19 protein-coding genes and 2 tRNA genes are annotated in these 20,325 nt (G+C 65.1%); 12 read left to right on the top strand and 9 right to left on the bottom strand.

Translation table 11 applies throughout. From position 1 onward, the window contains the following. Positions 1 to 98: 98 nt before the first annotated feature. Positions 99 to 1,310 (bottom strand): NAD(P)/FAD-dependent oxidoreductase, encoded by a 1,212-nt coding sequence (locus GUY30_RS07880; protein ID WP_167195912.1) that lies wholly within the window; start codon positions 1,308 to 1,310, stop codon positions 99 to 101. 163 nt (positions 1,311 to 1,473) lie between these two features. Between GUY30_RS07880 and GUY30_RS07885 the strand changes: the two genes are divergently transcribed. The 4 genes from GUY30_RS07885 (at position 1,474) to GUY30_RS07900 (ending at position 4,702) form a co-directional block, all read left to right on the top strand. Further along, a tRNA-Ala gene (locus GUY30_RS07885) sits at positions 1,474 to 1,549 on the top strand. Between the two features lie 13 nt (positions 1,550 to 1,562). Beyond that, positions 1,563 to 1,919: a DoxX family protein gene (locus tag GUY30_RS07890; RefSeq protein WP_167195915.1), complete on the top strand. Its 357-nt coding sequence runs from the start codon at positions 1,563 to 1,565 to the stop codon at positions 1,917 to 1,919. Between the two features lie 153 nt (positions 1,920 to 2,072). Beyond that, positions 2,073 to 3,425: a GH1 family beta-glucosidase gene (locus GUY30_RS07895; protein ID WP_208091501.1), complete on the top strand. Its 1,353-nt coding sequence runs from the start codon at positions 2,073 to 2,075 to the stop codon at positions 3,423 to 3,425. Then, the gene (locus GUY30_RS07900) at positions 3,317 to 4,702 is read left to right on the top strand and encodes an MFS transporter (protein ID WP_323127779.1); all 1,386 of its coding nucleotides are present in this window, start codon (positions 3,317 to 3,319) and stop codon (positions 4,700 to 4,702) included. Before GUY30_RS07895 ends, GUY30_RS07900 begins: the two co-directional genes overlap by 109 nt. Before the next feature lie 66 nt (positions 4,703 to 4,768). Here the strand turns inward: GUY30_RS07900 and GUY30_RS07905 are convergent, their stop codons facing one another. From GUY30_RS07905 to GUY30_RS07920, 4 genes are all read right to left on the bottom strand, one after another. Beyond that, positions 4,769 to 5,311 (bottom strand): YdeI/OmpD-associated family protein, encoded by a 543-nt coding sequence (locus tag GUY30_RS07905; protein ID WP_167195922.1) that lies wholly within the window; start codon positions 5,309 to 5,311, stop codon positions 4,769 to 4,771. A gap of 108 nt (positions 5,312 to 5,419) precedes the next feature. Then, positions 5,420 to 6,955, bottom strand: coding sequence for a 3-hydroxyacyl-CoA dehydrogenase NAD-binding domain-containing protein (locus GUY30_RS07910; protein ID WP_167195925.1), 1,536 nt, complete (start codon positions 6,953 to 6,955; stop codon positions 5,420 to 5,422). Beyond that, positions 6,952 to 7,863, bottom strand: a complete 912-nt coding sequence (locus tag GUY30_RS07915) for a beta-keto acid cleavage family enzyme (protein ID WP_167195928.1) — start codon at positions 7,861 to 7,863, stop codon at positions 6,952 to 6,954. Before GUY30_RS07915 ends, GUY30_RS07910 begins: the two co-directional genes overlap by 4 nt. Next, the gene (locus GUY30_RS07920) at positions 7,860 to 8,852 is read right to left on the bottom strand and encodes a TetR family transcriptional regulator C-terminal domain-containing protein (protein ID WP_167195931.1); all 993 of its coding nucleotides are present in this window, start codon (positions 8,850 to 8,852) and stop codon (positions 7,860 to 7,862) included. Before GUY30_RS07920 ends, GUY30_RS07915 begins: the two co-directional genes overlap by 4 nt. 193 nt (positions 8,853 to 9,045) lie before the next feature. Between GUY30_RS07920 and GUY30_RS07925 the strand changes: the two genes are divergently transcribed. Continuing rightward, positions 9,046 to 10,419, top strand: a complete 1,374-nt coding sequence (locus GUY30_RS07925) for a pyridoxal phosphate-dependent decarboxylase family protein (protein ID WP_167195934.1) — start codon at positions 9,046 to 9,048, stop codon at positions 10,417 to 10,419. Between the two features lie 58 nt (positions 10,420 to 10,477). Here GUY30_RS07925 and yczE read toward each other — a convergent pair whose 3' ends face one another. Further along, positions 10,478 to 11,164 carry a membrane protein YczE gene (gene yczE, locus GUY30_RS07930; protein ID WP_323127780.1) on the bottom strand — a complete coding sequence of 229 codons (687 nt, stop codon included), beginning with the start codon at positions 11,162 to 11,164 and terminating at the stop codon, positions 10,478 to 10,480. A gap of 114 nt (positions 11,165 to 11,278) precedes the next feature. Between yczE and yczR the strand changes: the two genes are divergently transcribed. The 5 genes from yczR to GUY30_RS07955 are packed head-to-tail and all read left to right on the top strand — an operon-like array spanning position 11,279 to position 16,742. Then, entirely contained in the window at positions 11,279 to 12,757 is a 1,479-nt protein-coding gene (gene yczR, locus GUY30_RS07935) for a MocR-like transcription factor YczR (RefSeq protein WP_228281809.1), read from the top strand. 41 nt (positions 12,758 to 12,798) lie between these two features. Continuing rightward, on the top strand, positions 12,799 to 13,578 hold the full coding sequence (locus GUY30_RS07940; protein ID WP_167195941.1) for a YggS family pyridoxal phosphate-dependent enzyme: 780 nt from the start codon (positions 12,799 to 12,801) through the stop codon (positions 13,576 to 13,578). Positions 13,579 to 13,634: 56 nt separating this feature from the next. Next, positions 13,635 to 14,618: an arsenic resistance protein gene (locus GUY30_RS07945; RefSeq protein ID WP_167195944.1), complete on the top strand. Its 984-nt coding sequence runs from the start codon at positions 13,635 to 13,637 to the stop codon at positions 14,616 to 14,618. A 32-nt stretch (positions 14,619 to 14,650) separates the two neighbouring features. Then, a complete protein-coding gene (locus tag GUY30_RS07950) occupies positions 14,651 to 16,108 on the top strand; it encodes an AlkA N-terminal domain-containing protein (RefSeq protein ID WP_167195946.1) in 1,458 nt (485 codons plus the stop codon). A gap of 58 nt (positions 16,109 to 16,166) precedes the next feature. Further along, positions 16,167 to 16,742, top strand: a complete 576-nt coding sequence (locus GUY30_RS07955) for a methylated-DNA--[protein]-cysteine S-methyltransferase (RefSeq protein ID WP_167195949.1) — start codon at positions 16,167 to 16,169, stop codon at positions 16,740 to 16,742. Positions 16,743 to 16,844: 102 nt separating this feature from the next. Here GUY30_RS07955 and GUY30_RS07960 read toward each other — a convergent pair. Beyond that, positions 16,845 to 16,917, bottom strand: a tRNA-Ala gene (locus GUY30_RS07960). 209 nt (positions 16,918 to 17,126) lie between these two features. Continuing rightward, the gene (locus tag GUY30_RS07965) at positions 17,127 to 17,354 is read right to left on the bottom strand and encodes a hypothetical protein (RefSeq protein ID WP_167195952.1); all 228 of its coding nucleotides are present in this window, start codon (positions 17,352 to 17,354) and stop codon (positions 17,127 to 17,129) included. Between the two features lie 866 nt (positions 17,355 to 18,220). Between GUY30_RS07965 and GUY30_RS07970 the strand changes: the two genes are divergently transcribed. Further along, on the top strand, positions 18,221 to 19,126 hold the full coding sequence (locus GUY30_RS07970) for a universal stress protein (protein WP_167195955.1): 906 nt from the start codon (positions 18,221 to 18,223) through the stop codon (positions 19,124 to 19,126). A gap of 100 nt (positions 19,127 to 19,226) precedes the next feature. Continuing rightward, positions 19,227 to 19,997, top strand: a complete 771-nt coding sequence (locus GUY30_RS07975; RefSeq protein WP_167195958.1) for an alpha/beta fold hydrolase — start codon at positions 19,227 to 19,229, stop codon at positions 19,995 to 19,997. Between the two features lie 80 nt (positions 19,998 to 20,077). Here the strand turns inward: GUY30_RS07975 and GUY30_RS07980 are convergent, their stop codons facing one another. Beyond that, positions 20,078 to 20,308, bottom strand: coding sequence for a hypothetical protein (locus tag GUY30_RS07980; RefSeq protein ID WP_098731036.1), 231 nt, complete (start codon positions 20,306 to 20,308; stop codon positions 20,078 to 20,080). Positions 20,309 to 20,325: the final 17 nt, after the last annotated feature.

Below are 20,325 nucleotides of genomic sequence, written 5' to 3' on the forward strand. Positions count from 1 at the left end.
GCGGGGCCGGTGACATTCGAATCACCGACCCCGCAGAGTCATCGATCAAGGGCTGATCGGTCCGGCTCGGAGTCCGCCGGACTCGGAGTCAGCCCGATTCAGAGTTCGCCGACGGGCACCTGTTCGTCTGCGAGTCGATCGGCGGTGACGGCCTTACCGATGAGCGCACGGAGTTCGTCGCCGTAGTCCCAGACATTGACGTTCATGGCCGCGGTGACCGTGCCGTCACGGTGCCAGAAGACGATGAACTCGCCGCTGGACTTATCGCCGCGGATGACGACGTCGTCCTCGGGGGCGCCGTGGCCGACGTATTCCATGCCGAGGTCGAACTGGTCGGTGTAGAAGTACGGCTGCCAGTCGTAGGATTTGGTTCCGCCGCTGATCGTCGAGGCTGCGACCTCGGCCTGGCGCACAGAGTTGTCCCAGTGCTCAACGCGCAGACGTTCGCCGAGCAGAGTGTTCTGCGCATTCGCAATATCGCCGATTGCCAGCACGTTGCCGTCCGAGGTGCGCATCTGCTCGTCGACGATCACTCCGTTCTCGGTCGACAATCCCGCCGAGGAAGCCAGGTCGATGGCGGGATCGGCGCCGATTCCGATCACCACGAGATCGGCGGGGACGCTTCCCGCGGACGTCTCGACGGCTTCGACCGCGGAGCCACCGGTGAACGCGGTCGTATCGGCGTTCTTGAGGAAGTTCACTCCGTTCTTTCGGTGCAGATCCTCGAAGTACTCTCCGAGCTCCTGTCCGAGGACGGAGGAGAACGGGGGAGCGTCGGTATGGAGGACGACCGTGACATCGCAGCCGTGGGACTTCGCCGCTGCCGCGACCTCCAGGCCGATCCAGCCGCCGCCGATGACCGCGACCTTCTTGCCGTCGCCGAACTGCGAGCGGATGGCCACTGCGTCCCCGGCATCGCGGAGAGTGTGGATATTGCCCAGCTGGGCGCCGGGGACATCGAACGTGCGGGGCACCGCTCCGGTCGCGAGGATCACCTGCCCATAGGACAGCTCTCGTCCGTCGTCGAGGGCCACCGTTTGGGCTTCTCTGTCGATGGAGGGCACCGAGGTGCCGAAGAACGTCGACACATCGTGAGCGGGATACCAGTCTTCTCCTCGGAGCGCCGAATCGGCAGGATCCGACCCTTCGATCATCACCTTCTTCGACAGGTCCGGCCGGTAGTACGGAGCTGCAGGATCGGCGCCGACGAGAGCGATCTGCGCCGTGTAGCCGGCGTCGCGCAGCGATTCGACCACGGTGCCTCCTGCGAGGCCTGCGCCGATGACGACTGTTCCGAATTCTTCTGCCAATGTCGGTCCTTTCGTAGAGGGGACTCTCTTTCGACTCTACCCGCCGAGATCAAGGGGCTCCACCGGATCCGCCCCCGGTGACAGGCCGTGCCGGTCGATCCCCGTCTGGGGCCGCGCGATTTTGGTCGAACGCCGGGAGCAGGCGTAAGCTGAAACCGGAAGAGGGGCTTTAGCTCAGTTGGTAGAGCGTTTCGTTCGCAATGAAAAGGTCAGGGGTTCGATTCCCCTAAGCTCCACCAGGACGGACTCGGAATGACAACCAAGACGGCGATCATGACCGGCATTCTGGGCCTGGCCGGCGTTGCCCACTTCTCCCGGCCCGAGCTCTTCGACTCCATCGTCCCGCCTCGGCTGGGCCACCCGCGCTTCTGGACCTACGCCAGCGGCATCGCTGAACTCGGTTGTGCGGGACTGATGGCCAACACAGGGACACGGCGCCTCGGGGGTGCCGCTTCCGCGGTGCTCATGGTCGGCGTCTTCCCTGCCAACATCTACACAGTGGTCAAACACTGGAACGATCCCAAGGGGCGGGCCATCGCCTTGGCGAGACTGCCGCTGCAGATCCCGCTCATATGGGCATCGGCCGAGATTGCCACAGACAGCGACTGAATGCGATGTGACCGATCCGACCGATTCGATCTGGTCTGATAGGACCTTCTGACGAGCGGTCTGTGTCGCACCGTCGGTCCCTTCGTATCAAGCCAATCCATTTGTACTGGTGGGAGCCTTGCTGCGGTTCGCTTTCCGTGGCATATTCGGTTCATGGTGGGCAATTTTCCGAGCAACGTCGACGCACTGGCTGGAATGCACTTCTCCGCTGCCACAGCCGCCTTCCAAGTCGAAGGGGCACGCACCGCAGTCGGTCGCGGACGCAGCATCTGGGATGATTTCGTCGACGCACCGGGCAACATCGTCGACGGCAGCACTGCCGAACCTGGACCCGACAGCTTCCACCGGTACGACGAGGACATCGCACTGCTTGCAGGGCTCGGCGTCGATAGGTACCGCTTCTCCATCTCCTGGTCCCGAGTCATCCCGAACGCCGGCACCGACGACTCCGTGAACCACGCCGGACTCGACTACTACGACCGCCTCGTCGACGGATTGCTCGACGCCGGGATCACCCCGGAACCGACGCTCTACCACTGGGACCTGCCGGTCGCACTCGAGAAGGACGGCGGATGGCTCAACAGCGACACCGCCTACCGTTTCGGCGACTATGCGGCGGTGGTCGCTGACCGCCTCGGCGATCGTGTCCGCCACTGGTACACGATCAACGAACCCGCTTCGACATCGCTGCAGGGCTACGCTTTGGGGGAGTTGGCCCCTGGGCATACTCTGCTCTTCGAATCCCTGCCCACCGTCCACCACCAGTTGTTGGCACACGGGATCGCCGCACCCATTCTGCGTGAGCACGGCGCTGTTCAGGCCGCACCGACGTTCAACCACAGTCTCATCCTTCCTGTTTCAGAGTCTGCCGAGGACAAAGCCGCCGCGGGCCTGCTCGACGCGATCCACAATCGACTCTTCACCGACCCGCTGCTTCTGGGAACCTATCCAGACCTCAGTGCCTTCGGCGTCGAAATGCCCATTGCGGACGGCGATATGGACCTCATCTCGGCACCGAACGAGGTCTACGGCTTCAACTACTACAACCCGACCACGGTTCGTGCCTCGGCCGGACCGGTGCCGTTCGAGATGGTGCCCACTCCCGGAGCGCCGGTGACCGGGTTCGGTCCGATGTGGCCGATCCGACCGGATACGATGCGCGATTTCCTCATCGACATGGCTCAGCGCTACGCGTCGGTCTTGCCGCCGATCATCATCACCGAGAACGGGGCATCGTTCCCCGAACCGGACACCACGGAAGCGGAGATCGTCGATTCCGAGCGGATCGACTATCTGCGCGACCACCTCGGCGCGGTCATTGATGCGAAGGCGGCAGGTGTGCGCATCGACGGGCACACCGTGTGGTCGCTGTTGGACAATTTCGAATGGGCCGATGGATGGAGCCAGCGCTTCGGCCTCGTCCACGTCGACATGGAGACCGGAACTCGGACGCCGAAGGCCTCCTACCGCTGGTATCGGGATCTCATTGCCGCGGCTCGGTCATGAGCGCGGTCAGCCCTCCACCTCGCCGAGGCGGACCTGCCGCGCGAACGCGAGTCTCGGTGGGGTGGATGGTGTGGTTCACGCTCGCCTGGCTGGCGATCTGGACGGTTCAGCTGACACCCATCCAACTTCTCCTGCCGCTGCAGCTCGACACTCAGAGCGGACACTGGATCGACGGGGTCGTCTGGTCCGGGCTCGTGCTCTTGGCCGGAGGCTTGGCCGGGATCATCGCAGCACCGATGGCAGGTCGGCTCTCCGACCGCACGCGCTCCCGCTTCGGGAGAAGACGCCCCTGGGCGATCGGGGGATCGGTACTCGCGGCACTCGGCCTCGTGCTCACGGGCAGTGCAGAAGGGCCGCTGTGGGTCGGCGCCGCCTGGGTGGTCACCTCGGTCGGTGTGTCCGTGGCATCGTCGGCATTGACCGCACTCATCGCCGACCAGCTCGATGACCAACGCGGTGCGGCGTCGGCCGCGGCCAGCTCTGCTCAGGCGGTCGGAGTCGTCGTCGGCGTCGCCGCGATCGTGCTGCTGGGCCTGAGCACGGGCGCGTCCTATATAGTGCTCGCCGGGTTCATCTTCGTCGTCGGCACCGTCACTGCGCTGCTGCTGCCCGATCCGCCGCTGCCACCCGCAGCCGTGCTCGAGATCCACGCCCGACGCGAACTCATCCGGCCACGGGAGTCCTCACTCGTCGATCCGAGCTTCACACGGCTGCTCATCAGCCGCTTCATCGTCAACGTCGGCAATGCCTTCGGCACCTCGCTGCTGCTGTTCTTCCTCCTCTACGGCATCATGATCCCCGCCGCCGACGCCGAGAACAGTCTGCTCATCCTCATCGTCATCTACACCGTCTTCGTCGTGGCCGCCTCGATCCTCGTCGGCATGGTCACGGACAGACGAGGCAGCCGACGCCTCTGGACGGTCGTCGCCGCACTGGTCCAGGCCTGTTCCGGAATCATCATCCTCATCAGCCCCAGCTTCACGATGACCGCTGTGGCGGCCGGAGTCATGGGCGCCGGATACGGTGCCTATATGGCGGTCAGCCTCGCACTCGCCACGGACCTTCTGCTCGACCCCGATGACCACGCCCGAGACCTCAGCCTCGTCAACAGCTCCGCGAATCTCGGCCAGCTGATCGGCCCGCTCCTGGGCGCCGGGCTCGTCGCCTTGGTCGGCGGGTTCTGGCTGCTCTTCGCAGCGGCCGCAGCCGTCTCCGTGCTCGGGGCAGGACTCACTCTGACGGTGCGCCCGAGGCGCGCGGTGCTGCGAGCACCGTAACCGGATTGATGGACTCCTGTTCTCGAACTGAAGTTCACTTTGGTGCCGCGATCGGGCTGCGCCAGGTCAGGACAGCCCGAGCAGCTTTCCGCTCTTCGCCAGTTCCGGATCCGTGCAGGAGGACAGGTCGAAACAGCAGGGACGACGTTTGCCCGACTCGAGCTTCGAGATCGCGACGTCGACACGACGAGCGCGGGTATCGGCGTTCTTCGTCGCCTTGATCCAACGCACCCATTCCCACCGTGCCATCGGCGTCAGACCGGACCACACATCGTCGAGATCGCCGGCGGAATCGAGAGCCGTGCGGAGATCCGCGGGAACCGTTACCTCCGGCCAGTCCTTCGTCGGCGTCAGACCGACCTCGACCGACGCGCCTTCTTTCACACCGAGCTTCTTCCATTGGTCCTCATCAAGACTGATCCAATGGCCGCGAAGGCCATCGGGTTCGACGACAGTGCTGAATTCCGTGCCGTCGAGGGCGCCGGTGACGGCCACCTGCCCGCGGGAGGGCAGCTGATCGCTGGCATCTTGCGGCAGGCGCAGAATCGGACGGTCGCCCAGCAGCTCGGCGGTCGCAGTGAACATGACGTCGGCAGTCGTGGTGGTCATGATGACTCCTCATGGAACGGATTCGGGTCCGGATATTCGGCTTCGACTGAAGCGATGGCTTTAAGAATAGCGGGCTGAGCCCGGGCTGACTTCTCGATTCCTGACGAGTCAGCCGATCGAGCGACCGACCCACTCCGGGCGCTCCGTGACGACCTGAGAGATCCGCTCCGCCGCCGTGTCCGGGAAGGGCACGACGCGATCCGTGGTCTGATCGACGTGGAGGGCCATGATCTCCTCGGTGGACACGAGTCGGTCCCCGACATACATCTCATAGGCCAGGTGCAGCTTCTTCTCTCCGGCACTGACGAGGCGCGGGACGACGGTGAGTCGGTCGCCGAGAGCCGCCTCGTCGAGGTAGCGGATATGGGATTCGACCGTATACAGGGACGCCTTCTGGGATTCTCGGTAGGCGGCATCGAGGCCGAGCTGATCCATCACCTGGTCGGTCGCGAATCCGAAGACGAGGACATAGAAGGCCTCGGACATGTGCCCGTTGTAATCGATCCACTCGGGCACGACCTCGGTGCTGTACGTGCTCAGCTTCGACGCCGAGGCGGTCGCCGCCGTCGGTGCGGAGGACGGGGGAGCAGAATCCGCGGCGGGGGATGCCGGGTGCCCCGAATTGCCGTCCGACGACTGGGCTTCGCTGGAGTCTGCCGTGGCGTCCAACTGCGTCGTGAGCCGACGCAGGGCGATGATTCCGGCATCACGATGAGCCACGAGGTCGGCAATGGAACGGTCACCGGCTTCGATATCGCAGCCGGCCACGACATCATCTCGCAGCTGCTGGCTGAGCTCGGGAGCGGTCAGGCGCGTCCACGGGGACTTCAGCGACGGACCGAAATGGTCGAGCATATGCGCCATTCCGCCCTCACCGCCGGCGAGATGGAACGTGAGCATCGGCCCCTGGAACGGCCACCGCAGACCCGGACCATCGGTGATCGAGCGGTCGATCTGCTCGACCGTGGCCTCGCCCTGCTCGACCATGTACAGGGCCTCCCGCCACTGTGCTTCCTGCAGTCGGTTGGCGATGAAGCCGGGGACTTCACGGTCCATGCGGATGACGGACTTGCCGATGTGGGTGAAGAAGTCTGCGGCCCAGTCGACAGCGGTGGCCGACGTTGACTGTCCGCCCACGACCTCGACCAAGGGGATGAGGTAGGGCGGATTGAACGGATGGCCGACGACGAGTCGTTCGGGGTGGGCCGCCTCGGTGGCCATTTCGGTCATGCTGTAGCCCGAAGTCGAGGAGCTGATGACGATATCCGGCGGGCACACCTCATCGATCTGGGCGAGGAGGCCGCGCTTGAGCGCGAGATCTTCGGGAGCGGACTCCTGGACGAACCCCGTGCCCGCGACCGCCTCGGCGAGGTCGGTGTGGATCGACCACGCGGTTCGGTCGGCGCCTGCGACCATGTCGAGTTCGGCCAGGGCCGGCCACGCCGCGTCGAGGAGTCGGTTGAACTTGTCGCCGGCGTCGGGAGCCGGATCCCAGATCTTCACCCGGTAGCCCTGGGCGAGGAAGTACGCGGCCCAGCCGCCGCCGATCGTTCCGGCGCCGATGCACGTGATGGTGTCGACCGCATCGAAGTCGGGGAACTCCGGCGAGCCAGCAGCGGGCGATGCGGGGGTGGAATCGTTCACAGATCGTCTCCTGTGATGGTCGGTGTCTGCACGCGCAGATCGAGGATCTCGCGGGCTTCATCGGGGGTGGCCACGGACGAGCCGAGGCTGGTGATGATGTCGACGGCGCGAGTGGTGAGGTCGGCGTTCGTGGCCTTGACTCCCTTGGACAGGTAGAGGTTGTCCTCGAGCCCGACGCGGGCGTGACCGCCGGCGAGCACGGAGTGGGCCACCCACGGCAGTTGGTTGGCGCCGATGGCGAAGGACGTGAACTGCGCACCCTTCGGCAGCATGTTCACCATCGCCGCCAGCAGTCCCGGGTCGGCGGGGGCACCATAGGGGATGCCCATGCACAGCTGGTACAGCGGCGGGGCGTCGATGAGTCCCTCTTCGACGAGGACGTTGGCGAACCACAGATTTCCGGTGTCGAAGATCTCCAGCTCGGGACGCACGCCAAGGGTCTGGATGCGCTTCGAGCCTTCGCGGAGCATGTCGGGGGTCGAGACGTAGAGGTTCGACCCTTCGCCGAAGTTGAGGCTGCCGCAGTCGATCGTGCAGATCTCGGGCAGCAGCTCCTCGACGTGAGGGAGACGGTCGAGGGCGTTGATGAGGTCCGTGCCGGGCATCGTGGTCAGCGGATCCTGTGGGTCGATGACGAGGTCGCCGCCCATTCCGGCGGTGAGGTTGATGACCGGGTCGACATCGGAGGCGCGGATGCGGCGGACGACTTCGCGGTAGTAGGCGACCTCCCGTGAACCCTGTTTGGTCTCGAGGTCGCGGACGTGGATGTGGACGACCGACGCCCCGGCTCGGGCAGCCGCGATGGCATCGTTCGCGATCTCTTCGGGGCTGACGGGAACGTGTTCGCTCTTGCCGGTGGTGTCTCCGGCTCCTGTGACGGCACAGGTGAGGATGACCTTGCGGTTCATAATGACTCCTTCAGTCGATCGGTGGATGTATCGGTTGTGTGCTCTGTTGTGGTCGGGGTGGCTGTTCGGGTCGAGGCTCGCACCGGCGACGGGTTCAAGATGGCGCGGTCGAGGTAGGAGCGCAGCCGCAGCGAGAGGGCGTCGGTGTCCATCACTCCGGTGAGCACCTTGATGCCGAGGCCGTCGAGAAGGGAGGTCAGCTCATCGGCCATGGCGCGCGGATCGCCGGCTCGGAAGCAGCCGGTCCGCTGACCGTCCTCGATCGTGGACTGAACGGTGCGCGACCAGCGTTCGTAGCTGGGCGGATAGTTCGTCAGTGTCGAGCCTTCCAGGGCCATTCGGGCCCAGGCCTGCAGCCAGATCGACCATTCGCCGCGTTCCGTGCGCCCCAGCGGCGACTGCAGCTTCAGCAGGCGTTCGAGCCTCTGTGCAGGGTCCGCAATGTCATCGAGCCACGCGATCTGGCGGTCGAAGGCGAGTTTGACCGAATAGTCGAGAGCGGCGTCGAAGAGGTCGGATTTGTTCGCGAAGTAGTAGTGGATGCTCGGGGCTGAGACTCCGGAGACGGCCGCGATATCGGCGATGCGCACGTCGTCGAAGCCGTGCCGGCCGAACAGCGTCCATGCCGCCTCGGCGATGCTGCGTTTAGGATTCGCATCCTCGTCGCCGCCTGGAACGGTCGCCGTATTCGGCGGAGGCGCGGAGACCTGTGACTCGTCGCCGAGCAGCCACCGTACGGTCACGCCGGTGGCGGTGGCGACGCCGAGGAGCTCATCGGCGGTGAATCGGCGGCGACCGGACAGGGCCTTGGACAATTTCGTCTCATCGATGCCGATGGCCGCGGCGATCTTGCGCTGTTTGAGCCCCGATCGCCGGATGGCCTCCCGGACACGGAGTCCGGTGGCCTCGGAGCTCCGGCTGTGCTCGGAGCTCTGGTTGTCCTCGCGATGGGGATCATCCTCGGTGTCGGACGTCTGCGCACCATTCATGAGGTCGAACCTACCTCAGCATCGAGACCTGTCGCAAGGAAATATGAATAATAGTCAGAACTTGCGATCTGCGGTCCGGGCGAGGAATTCGTGTCGATCCGCACCGTCCGACCCATCACAAACCGGTTCTCTGCGGTTAGTCTCGTTATCGGTGGGCGATCCCCACCCCCATCGACCGCCCCGAGGAGCACCCATGACCGACAGTCTTCATTCCCGCATGCACGTCGTATCCGATGAGACCCGAAATCTCGTGAATCTCGTGCTCGAGTACTCGCGCCGTCGGACTCTGGCCGAGGACACCCCGCTCGACCATCCGACTTCAGAGACCGAGCTGCGTCGACTGGCCGGGCCCACCGTCACCGAGGAGGGGCTGGGGTCGGCTCGAGCGCTGGCGATCTTCGAGCACATCTTCGCCCCCGCCTGCATCTCCACCGACCATCCGAAGTATCTGTCGTTCATCCCCAGCGCCCCCACGAAGGCGGCGGTGGCCTTCGACCTCGTCGTGTCCGCCAGTGCCCTCTACGGTGGTTCGTGGCTCGAAGGTGCCGGAGTGGTTCACGCCGAGAACGAGGTCCTGCGCTGGCTGGCCGGAGAGTTCGGGCTGCCTGCAGGCGCCGGAGGGGTGTTCGTCCAGGGCGGGACGATCGGCAACCTGTCTGCCCTCGTCGCCGCCCGCAACGCACAGAAGGAGAAGCTCGGTGAGACTCGGCCGGGACGTTGGGTGATTGTGTGCAGCGCCGAGGCGCACTCCTCGGTCGCCTCTGCGGCCGAGGTCATGGATGTCGATATCGCACCCGTGGCCACCGGCGACGACGGGATCCTGCGCCCGGAGGGGGTGCGCGAAGCTCTGGTCGAACACGGGGATGCCGTGATTGCGGTGGTGGCCACCTCGGGGACGACGAACTTCGGCACCATCGACGACATCGCCGGCATCGCCGCGCTCAAGGACGAGTTCGACTTCTGGCTCCACATCGACGGCGCCTACGGTCTGGCCGCGATACTCTCACCTCAGGCACGTCACAAGTTCGCCGGAGTGGAGATGGCCGATTCGCTCATCGTCGACCCCCACAAATGGCTCTTCGCCCCCTTCGACGCCTGTGCGCTCATTTACCGCGACCCGAATTCGGGACGGCGAGCGCACACGCAGAAGGCCGAGTACCTCGACACGCTCACCGATGCTCAGGACTGGAGTCCGTCGGACTTCGCCATCCAGCTGACGCGTCGGCCGCGCGGTCTGCCGCTGTGGTATTCGCTGGCCAGCTATGGTGCCGAAACCTACCGGGAGGCGATCGGCCATTCGATCGATCTGGCCCGTGAGATCGCCACGGAGATCAAGCGGCGGGAGAACCTGCGGCTGGTGCGCGAACCTGAACTCTCCGTCGTCGTGTTCGAACGCGATGGGTGGGAGCGGGCCGACTACGATGCGTGGTCGGATCGGCTGCTCGAGGATCAGCGCGCCTTTGTGGTGCCGAGTTCGCACAAGGGGCGGCCGAATGCCAGGTTCGCGATCGTCAATCCGCTGACCACGTTCGACGACCTCACCGACATCCTCGATTCGATGGAGTGAGTGTCGCGGTCGACGTTGGGTTTCTCTGACCTGACGGCCGCGCAGGGGTGACGGTCGCTCAGTCTTCGGGGGCATCCTCGGTGGTGGTCGTCGGCTTCGACCGGGGGCGGAGTTCGACGATGAAGGCCGGAAGGAGCGCTTGGGTGATCGGACCGATCCCCAGCGCATAGAGGACCGTGCCGACGCCGACGACTCCGCCGAGCAGCCAGCCGATGGCGACGACGCTGACTTCGATGAGGGTGCGCACCAGCCGGATCGACCGACCGGTCACGCGGGAGAGGCCTGTCATCAGTCCATCGCGCGGGCCCGGCCCGAATTGGGTTCCGATGTACATCGCCGAGGCGGCCCCATTGAGGACGACGCCTGTGACCATGAGCGCGATGTTCCATCCGAGTTCCTCCGGTCGGGGCAGGAACAGGCGGGTGAGGTCGAGTGCGGGGCCGACGAGGAGCGCGTTGAGGATCGTGCCGATGCCCGGCTGCTGGCGCAGGGGGATCCAGATGAGCAGTACGAGGAACGCCAGAATGGTGACGATGGTCCCGAAGGTCAGCGGCACTTGGTTCTTGATGCCTGAGTGGAGGACGTCCCAGGGCATCATGCCCAGTCCCGCGTTGACCATCATGGCCATCGAGGCGCCGAAGAGGTAGAGGCCGAGGAGCAGCTGGGGGAGGCGTATCCAGAGTCGTCCGCCGCGCAGCTGCGCGATGGGGCCGACATTGGCCAGCTGTCGTTTCGGTGCTCTCATCGTGGTCATCCGGTGGCTTTCTGTGCTCTGAGGTAGTGGTCCTCTCATTCTGACCGAAATTGGTCTTGCGTGAAATAGCCACTTGCAGGAAAGTGGTCCTATGGAGGTCGGATCATGAGCACAGTGGCCCTCGGAGCGAAACGTCTGGCCAGTGTCATCGGGGACGGCCCGTGGAAGACACCGGCCTTCGAATCCCTGGCGGCGGCCGTGGCCGCAGCGATCACGGACGGACGTCTGCCGGTCGGTGCCAGACTGCCGAGCGAACGGGAGCTTGCCGTGGCCGTGGGCGTGTCCCGGACGACGACGGGCCGGGCCTATGCCCACCTGCGAGAACAGGAATTCATCGTCACCCGACGCGGTTCCGGCAGCGTCGTCCAGCTGCCCAGCGTCCCCGGCGGCCGCATCGACCACCTGCTCTCACCTGCCGGCGCCGACGAGGCGGAGATCGACCTCACCTGCACGGCACCGGTCGCGGCGCCGGACATCCTTGGCGCCTACGACCGGGCACTGTCACGTCTGGGTGCCTACCTCCCGGGCACCGGTTACTATCCGTCCGGGCTTCCGGTGCTGCGCGAGATCATCGCCGACCGCTACACCAGGCGGGGCGCACCGACCGACCCCGACCAGATCCTCATCACCTCCGGGGCCCTCGGCGGGGCGGCCATCGCCGTCCGCGCCCTCCTCGACGGGGCCGCGCGCCTCGGCGGGACTCGGTCGACCTCGCGAGTGCTCGTCGAAAGCCCCACCTACCCGAATGCGATCGCCACACTCGAAGGCGCGGGTGCGAGTCTCGTGACCTACCCACTCGAGTTCGGGCCCCAGGGGCACCATTGGGACATCGACGCCATGGACCAGCTCATGGGGCAGATGCGTCCGCGCAGCGCCTATCTCATCCCCGACTTCCACAATCCGACCGGCGCCCTGCTGCGCGAAGCTCAACGCAGCGATCTCGCGGAGGTTCTGAGGCGGCATCGAGTCGTGCCCGTCTTCGACGAATCCCTCGTCGAACTGGGGCTGGAGGAGGGGCCGACGCCAACTCCGATGTCTGCCCTGATCTCCGACTCGGTGACGGTGGGCAGCGTGAGCAAGATCTATTGGGGAGGGCTGCGCATCGGATGGATGCGCATTCCCCGCCACCGGGTGGACCACTTCGCGTCCTCCCGACTCGGACTCGATCTGGGAGCGCCGGTTCTCGAACAGCTCGTCACGGTCGAACTCATGGCCAACCACGAGGCGGTCGTCGCCGAGTGCCGCACTCGGCTCAGAGCCGCCCGTGACATGCTCGCCGCGCAGGTGAGGTCATGGGTGCCCGAGTGGAAGTTCATCGTCCCCTCCGGTGGTATGGCGCTGTGGGCCGAACTGCCGGAGGCGCGGTCCGGGGTGCTCTCGATCGCTGCCAGGAACCACGGACTCCGCCTCGTCGCCGGGCCGAACTTCGCTCCGGCCGGTGGACTCGATCGTTGGGTGCGCCTGCCCTATACGGTGACGGAGACCGAACTGGAACAGGTCGGGCCCAGGTTGGCCGCTGCCTGGGAGGAGGCGAAGTCGATGGCTGGACGGGGACCGACCAGTCGGGCCCGCATCGTGGCGTGAACACCACGTGCAGGGGCGGAGAACCTGAGTACGATGAAAATATGGGAGACGACAGCGGACTCAGTCATGATGAACAGTATTCGACGGCGACGACCGTTGAGGAGTTCCGATCCAATATCGCCGAGGTGGAGCGCCGGATCGCCGCTGCCGCCGAACGCGCCGGCCGGGAACGGACCGAGGTCGAACTGCTGCCCGTGAGCAAAACCGTTCCCCAGGAGCGCATCCGCCTGGCCGTGGCCGCCGGCTGTGCGAAATTGGGCGAGAACAAGGTGCAGGAAGCCCACCGCAAATCCGAGGAGATGGCCGATCTCGACATCAAATGGGCCGTGATCGGGCACCTCCAGTCCAACAAAGCCAAGGACGTGGCGAAGTTCGCCGGCGAATTCCAAGCTCTCGACCGGCTCAAGGTTGCCCGAGCACTCGATCGCCGGCTCCAGGCGGAAGGCCGCAGCCTCGACGTTTACGTCCAGGTCAACACCTCCTCCGAAGACTCCAAATTCGGCATGCCGCCGGAAGAGCTTCTCGGCTTCCTCAGAGAACTGCGATCGTTCGACTCCCTCAAGGTCCAGGGCCTGATGACCTTGGCCATCTTCTCCTCGGACATCGACCGCGTCCGTCCCTGCTTCGAGCTGCTGCGCGGTCTGCGCGACCAGGTCCGCGAGGCCGATCCGGATCTCCTCGGCCCGGGCCGGCTGTCGATGGGCATGTCCGGTGACTTCGAGGTCGCCATCGAAGAGGGAGCAGACTGCGTGCGCGTCGGTCAGGCCATCTTCGGCAGACGGGCGCTGCCGGATTCCCACTACTGGCCCGAAGCTGACTGATCGGGCCATCCGTCGTGCCTGCTCCTCGTCCGCAGTCCGGACGTGACACACCCCGTGTGCAGGAGAATGCGGACGCCGTCCGCAGCTCCTCGGTGCAGACGCTCTGGTGGTTCGGCGGCGCTGTACTCGGGGTTATCCTCGGTGTCGGTGTCTCCGGTTTCGCCGCACTGGCCGAAGTAGCACTGACCCCGTGCCTCATCGGCCTGCTCTTTCTCACGTTCCTCGACATCCCCTTCGATTCGGGGCTGCGCGCGGTGCGCGACCTGCCTCTTCTCGCCGTGACGGCAGCTGTGAACTTCCTCATCGTCCCACTGGTCGTCGCCGGTCTCATCGCCGTCTTCGACATCGCCGATCCGCTGCTGCCTGCCGTGCTCATCGTGCTGCTGTGCCCGTGCATCGACTATGTCATCGCGTTCACGCGCGCTGCCGGGGGTGCCGCAGATCGGCTTCTGATGCTCACTCCCGTGCTCATGATCGCCCAACTGGTGTTGCTGCCGGTGATGCTGTGGGCGGTCTCCGGAGGTCGGCTCAGCATCGATCTGCCTGTTCGCCCGCTGGTCGGCGCGCTGGTGCTGTTCATCATCATTCCGCTCACTGCCGCAGTCATCGTTCGTCTTCTTGCCCGCCGTGCTCCACGACTGGGACGGCCTCTCGCCGCGACCACACGTCTGATGGACCCGGTCATGGCGCTGACCCTGCTCGTCATCACCGCCTCCGTCACCCCGCTGATCGCCGGATCTGCCGGACAGCTGGGGACCGTGGCCGTCGTCTTCGCGCTCTTCGCCGTCGTCATGATCATCATCGGTTGGATCGTCACCCGCGTGTCCTGCCTCGGTCCCCGGCGATCTCGCGCCGTGATTCTGTCCGGCGCCACACGCAATTCCCTGGTCATGCTTCCGATCGTGCGTGCGATCACCGGTGAGGAGATCGGTCCGGCAGGCGTCGTGACACAGACCCTCATCGAACTGCTCGTGCTCATCGTCCTCGTCCGCGTGCTGCCTCGTCTGGTGCCCGATACTGCCGTGACCGAAAACCGCTAGTAATCGGTCTTCTCTGCGCGGACAATAGAACTATGTTCACGTCCGACCAGTGCTATCAGGCAGTCACCTCCCGGGACCGACGCTTCGACGGGATGTTCTTCACCGCGGTGCGCACGACCGGGATCTTCTGCCGGCCGTCCTGTCCGGCGCGGACGCCGCGGCGGGAGAATGTGGACTTCTTCGTCACGGCCGCGGCCGCGGCAGACGCCGGATTCCGGGCCTGCCGCCGGTGCCGTCCTGACGCCAGTCCGAATTCCCCGCAATGGGACACCCGCGGAGACATCGTAGCGCGAGCCATGCGCCTCATCCGCGACGGTGTCGTCGATCGCGGGGGAGTCGACACCCTCGCCGCGGAACTCGGCTACAGCACTCGTCAGCTCGGGCGCCTCATCCATGCCGAACTCGGCGCCGGACCCCTGGCGCTGGCGCGCGGGGAACGGGTCCGGACCGCACGGACGCTCATCGAAGCCACCTCGATGCCGATGAGCGACATCGCCTTCGCCGCCGGCTTCTCCAGCATCCGCCAGTTCAACGACACCTTCCGCGCGATGTACTCGATCAGCCCACGGCAGCTGCGCAGAGCGGGTGCCGAGCATGCGGTGGCCGAGGAACTCGTCCTCAGACTGGCCTACCGGCCGCCGTTCGACTTCGACCATCTGCTCGAGTACCACGCTGTGAGAGCCGTGGAGGGGATCGAGCACATCTCGGACGGCGCATATACTCGATCGATGCGGTTGGCTCACGGTCCCGCAGTGATCACGGTGCGGCAAGGGGCGGGGGAATTCGTCGACTGTCGTCTCCGGCTGGCCGATACTCGTGATCTCGGAAGCGCGGTCGCTCGGGTCCGGCGCCTCCTCGATCTCGATGCCGACCCCGAGGCGATCGCCGAGACGTTGAGATCCGCGGGCCTGGATCGTCTGGTCGACGAGTATCCGGGAATCCGTTCGCCGGGCCACAGCGACCCCGTCGAACTCGCGTTGAGGACCGTGCTCGGGCAGCAGATCTCTCTGGCCGCAGCCCGAACTCATCTGGAACGCCTCGTCGCAGGAGCCGGAGAATCGCTGCCGAAGGAGCTCAGCCTCGCTGGAGTCGACCGGGTCTTTCCCACGGCCGAGGCGATTGCCGCAATACCCGCGTCGGACTGGGCTCTGCCGGCCAGCCGGAAACGGACCATCCACGCCCTGTCGGTCGCTTTGGCCGATGGCAGTGTGGACCTCGGCGCCGGCAGCGACCGCGAGGACGCGAGCCGGAATCTCCTGGCACTGCCCGGAATCGGGCCGTGGAGCAACGGCTATATCCGCATGCGCGCGCTCGGCGATCCCGATGTCTTCATGGACTCCGACCTCGGCGTCAAGAAGGCTCTCGCCGATCTCAACGAAGCCTCAGCAGTCGCCGGTGATTGGAAGGAGATCGCGATGAAATGCAGCCCCTGGCGCTCGTATCTCACGCACCTCCTGTGGGCTCATCACGCTCGCAGCGCAGAAACCTGAACGTGACACCGAACGAAACTGACGACCGTTGACTCACCTATACGAAGGACACACAGACATGACCACGTCGACTCAGACAAACACCCCATCCGACGCCACACCGGAACTCAACGCCACGATCGAGCTGCCGGACGCCTCGGCGCCGGTGTACACGACGATCCTCGACACGGAACTGGGGCCGACCCTGCTCACCTCCGACGGCGCCCACCTGACGGGTCTCTACCTGGAGGTCTCCGAAGTGATCGATGCTCGGCTCGGCCGAGCGTTCGGCGTCGAAGCGACCCCGGAAGATGACCTGGAGATATTCCACCGTGCCGAGGCGCAGCTGGGGGAGTACTTCGCGGGCCAGCGCACGCAGTTCGATCTGCCGTTGGCGGCGAAGGGAACCGAATTCCAGCGCTCCGTGTGGCAGGCACTGACCCAGATCCCGTACGGCAGCACCGCAGGCTACGGAGAACTGGCCGAGATGTTGGGACGGCCGGGTGCGGCGCGTGCCGTGGGCGCCGCCAACGGAAAGAACCCCATCAGCATCATCGTTCCCTGCCACCGCGTCATCGGCGCGGACGGATCTATGACCGGCTACGCATGGGGAGAGGAGAAGAAGCGAGCCTTACTCACCCTAGAATCCCCCTAATTACTACCTGGCGGCGGCCCAGATACCTGGCGCGAGGTTGCTGGGCCGCCGTCAGGTAGCAAGAAGGGCCGGGATCCTTATCGGATCCCGGCCCTTCGGCGGTGGAGGTAAGGGGATTCGAACCCCTGACCTTCTCCATGCCATGGAGACGCGCTACCAACTGCGCCATACCCCCGCTTGCCTGAACAATATTACCCAGGTGTGGGTGGGAGACCAAATCGGCGGAGAGTGACGCTCGCCACATGGCATGACGCTGTTGGAAATCCGGTGGTGAAGTGCTCATCTCGGGCCGCTCCACCCACACCAATGGTTGCTCCACGGCCCGAGTCCGATGAACTCGGGCCGTGGCGAGTCGGCTGCTCGAGGAGGACTCTCCACAGCGGCTCAGATGAATGGCCGGACCTGGCTGAGGTAGCGCACGATGTCCCGTTCGCGCTGTTCGCGCACACGCTGTTCGCGAGCGTGTGCGCGCAGACGAGCCTGTTGGCGTCGGGCTGCCTTGAGGCGACGGGTTTCCGCGGTTGGGGCCGGGCGGCGAGCCCACCGGATGAGCTTCATTCCGGTGGTCAGGGCCCAGCGGCGTGGATAGGTGAATGGGAATGTGGTCGACACAATTCTTCCTCGTGGTTTTCGGGCAGGGGATATCCGCAAAACGGCAGGAGGTATCCCGGAATGACGGTGAGATAAACAGATTCCGAAAATGCCGTCTAATGACAATGGATCACCCGAAAAAGGGTGCAATTGACAAAGGCGGGTAATTGTCATTGTTGCAATGGGCCAAAGAGATGACTGACTCATTGAAATGGCAACGGAATCCGGAGAATCTTTGAAGCCGGTATGGCCGGAGGTCAGGGAGAAGGCACACGATCGAACGGTGCGCGGACGCGATGACCGCCGGTCAGAGACCGAACTCAAAGATGTCGGCGTGATGTGACCGGATCAGGATTGGCTGCTGGCGGCGCTACAGCGCCGAAGAGCATGCTGGGATGATCTGGACACGTGCCGGACGTGAAGAATGCCGGGTATCAGGCAACCGGTGGCTCAGAGGACAACGGTGGCCGGAAGCCAACCGGTGGAAAAGACGTAAGAGACGGCTGTGTCAGCCGACGAGTCCTTGTCCGCCAATCGGGCAGGCAGCATTTTCATGCCAAGCCGGTCGAAGGTCGGGGCCTGCAAGAAAGTTCATCATCGTCACTGCTCTCCTTTCATGGTCGTGGATCTCGTGGGGACGGCGTCAACGTCCGCTATTGTCAGGGTGCAATCAGGGTGATGTCTGCGAATCCGTAATTGCACTGTCGAATTTAGCACAGCTTTCAATGCTTGTGGGAGTTTTGTTCATTATTTTCCCAAATAGTTCCACTTCGTCTGTGCGTGCTTGAAAAGGAACTCTCGAAATCGTCAGGTCGATGCTCTGTTTGCGCCGACGTAGAATCGGGAGAGACGAGCATCAGTCGGACACGAAGCTTCAGGAGTTGAGAATGTCAGAGACCGCCACCGCCAGACGTCTGGTCGTCGGATACATCGCCACGGATCGGGGCCGGGACGCGATCTCACTGGCCATTTCGATCGCGCGGTCCATCGAAGTCGAACTCGTGGTCGCCATCGTCCGTCCGGAATCCTCGACGATCCTCGCCGGCAGCGCCGTGCCGAAGGACGGCGCCGGGATCGTGGCTCAGCAGATCGACGACTGGCTCGACGAAGCCCTGGCCCTCATCCCCGATGACATCCGCGCCAGAGGGTCGATCCACATCGCCTCGAACGAGTCAAAGGGCCTCATGGAGGTGGCTGAGAAGGAAGGCGCCCTGGGCATCGTCATCGGTGCACGGGCCACGACCCTCATGCGCCAGCTGCGCATCGGCACGGTCGCCTCGTCCCTGCTGCACTCGTCGTCGGTGCCGGTCGTGCTCGCCCCGTCGGGCAGGTCCGATATCGGACCGATCTCGCGCGTGACCGCACTCTACGGTGCTCGGCCCGGTGCTGCGTCAGTCATCGGCGCCGCCATCGAATCGGCTGTCGGACTCGGAGTCGACCTCAGACTGCTGTCGCTGATCGAGAACGACGGCCTGTACGACGACGAAGTCGCCGAGATCACCGAATTCGCCGAACAGTACGGGGGAGCGGTCGTGGCAGACCAGGCATCGGAGATGCTGTCCTCGGGACGAGCGGCGGTGAGAACGAAGGCCGGTGCTGATATCGAAGAGGCGGCCGAGACCATCGACTGGCAGCCCGGTGACCTCGCATTCATCGGCTCGAGCCGCCTGGGCCGCGGCGGCAAGGTCGCCATCGGCGCGCGAGCCCGCCGACTGCTGCGCATTCTGCCCGTCCCCGTCGTTGTCGTACCCCGCCGGGCCGTCACCCGACTGCAAACGGCCGAATCCGACTGAGGTGCGGACACGACAATCGCAGCGTTCCGACATCCAGCTGGGTTCGCACAGCACTGCCGCGTGGATCTACCCGGGTGACCCGCACCAGCGTCCACTGCTGATGGTTCACGGATTCCGCGGCGACCACCATGGAATGGACCTCATCGCCGGCAGCATCACCGACCGCGAAGTGATCGTGCCCGACCTGCCCGGATTCGGGCTCACCGCTGCGTTGGACGCGGGTTCATCGCTCTCCGCCTTCGTCGACCACCTCGTCGCGCTGCGCGGTGAGATCGCTCGGCAGAGGGGACTGGCTCCGATCCTCGTGGGACACTCCTTCGGGTCGATCCTGGTCAGCCACCTCGCCGCGTCCCATCGGGACTCCGTCGACGAGCTCGTGCTCATCAACCCGATCACCAGCCCCGCTCTGGAGGGGCCCGCACGGTTCCTCACCGCTGTGACTCGCGCCTACTATGCCCTCGGCGCGCGGCTGCCCGAACGAGCCGGTCGCTCCCTGCTGAGCAACCCGGTGATCGTCCGAGCCATGAGCGTGGCCATGGCCACGACGCGCGACCCCGGCCTGCGTCGGTACATCCATGATCAGCACGGCAAGCACTTCTCGTCATTCGCCGACAGGAAGTCCCTGTCGGAGGCCTTCGCGACATCCGTCGCGCACACCGTCACCGAGGTGGCCGACCACCTGACGATGCCCACGCTCGTCATCGCCGGCGATAAGGATGCGATCGCCCCGATCGAACCCACCCGTGGGTTCGTCGCCGAACTCTCCGACGTCGAATTCGTGGAACTGGGCGGGGTGGGCCACCTTGTGCACTATGAGCGGTCGGTCGAGGCCGCCTCGGCGATCATGGATTTCTGTCACCGACGACGCTGACGGCGAAGAGCGATCCGCCGGGAAGCGACGAAGGGCCGCTGCGCATCAGCGCAGCGGCCCAACGTGTAGCGATCTGGAGATCAGCGGCGGGAGTCGCGAGCCCAGCGGTAGACGATCGGGACGAGGAAGGCGAAGCTCGATGCGAGCAGACCGCCCCAGAACACCCAGAACTCGGTGCCTTCAGGTGAGGAGAACGAAGCTCCGAAGAGGTAGAGCCCGAAAAGGAAGAGCGCGAAGGCGAAGACGAAGACGATGACATCGGCAAACGATGCGGAATTGCGGGTTCTCTTCGGGGCGGCGATATCGGACATGGTCTCCTCCGGCGATG

This window comes from Brevibacterium pigmentatum, from assembly GCF_011617465.1.
GTDB classification, from domain to species: domain Bacteria; phylum Actinomycetota; class Actinomycetes; order Actinomycetales; family Brevibacteriaceae; genus Brevibacterium; species Brevibacterium pigmentatum.

What these genes read in the sequence shown, in the direction of transcription:
- GUY30_RS07975 (WP_167195958.1), top strand. Translation starts at nt 19,227, where the DNA reads ATGGTTCACGGATTCCGCGGCGACCACCATGGAATGGACCTCATCGCC.
- GUY30_RS07920 (WP_167195931.1), bottom strand. Translation starts at nt 8,852, where the DNA reads ATGAATGGTGCGCAGACGTCCGACACCGAGGATGATCCCCATCGCGAG.
- GUY30_RS07970 (WP_167195955.1), top strand. Translation starts at nt 18,221, where the DNA reads ATGTCAGAGACCGCCACCGCCAGACGTCTGGTCGTCGGATACATCGCC.
- yczR (WP_228281809.1), top strand. Translation starts at nt 11,279, where the DNA reads ATGAGCACAGTGGCCCTCGGAGCGAAACGTCTGGCCAGTGTCATCGGG.
- GUY30_RS07895 (WP_208091501.1), top strand. Translation starts at nt 2,073, where the DNA reads ATGGTGGGCAATTTTCCGAGCAACGTCGACGCACTGGCTGGAATGCAC.
- GUY30_RS07890 (WP_167195915.1), top strand. Translation starts at nt 1,563, where the DNA reads ATGACAACCAAGACGGCGATCATGACCGGCATTCTGGGCCTGGCCGGC.
- yczE (WP_323127780.1), bottom strand. Translation starts at nt 11,164, where the DNA reads ATGAGAGCACCGAAACGACAGCTGGCCAATGTCGGCCCCATCGCGCAG.
- GUY30_RS07925 (WP_167195934.1), top strand. Translation starts at nt 9,046, where the DNA reads ATGACCGACAGTCTTCATTCCCGCATGCACGTCGTATCCGATGAGACC.
- GUY30_RS07905 (WP_167195922.1), bottom strand. Translation starts at nt 5,311, where the DNA reads ATGACCACCACGACTGCCGACGTCATGTTCACTGCGACCGCCGAGCTG.
- GUY30_RS07955 (WP_167195949.1), top strand. Translation starts at nt 16,167, where the DNA reads ATGACCACGTCGACTCAGACAAACACCCCATCCGACGCCACACCGGAA.
- GUY30_RS07940 (WP_167195941.1), top strand. Translation starts at nt 12,799, where the DNA reads ATGGGAGACGACAGCGGACTCAGTCATGATGAACAGTATTCGACGGCG.
- GUY30_RS07950 (WP_167195946.1), top strand. Translation starts at nt 14,651, where the DNA reads ATGTTCACGTCCGACCAGTGCTATCAGGCAGTCACCTCCCGGGACCGA.
- GUY30_RS07915 (WP_167195928.1), bottom strand. Translation starts at nt 7,863, where the DNA reads ATGAACCGCAAGGTCATCCTCACCTGTGCCGTCACAGGAGCCGGAGAC.
- GUY30_RS07900 (WP_323127779.1), top strand. Translation starts at nt 3,317, where the DNA reads ATGGAGCCAGCGCTTCGGCCTCGTCCACGTCGACATGGAGACCGGAAC.
- GUY30_RS07980 (WP_098731036.1), bottom strand. Translation starts at nt 20,308, where the DNA reads ATGTCCGATATCGCCGCCCCGAAGAGAACCCGCAATTCCGCATCGTTT.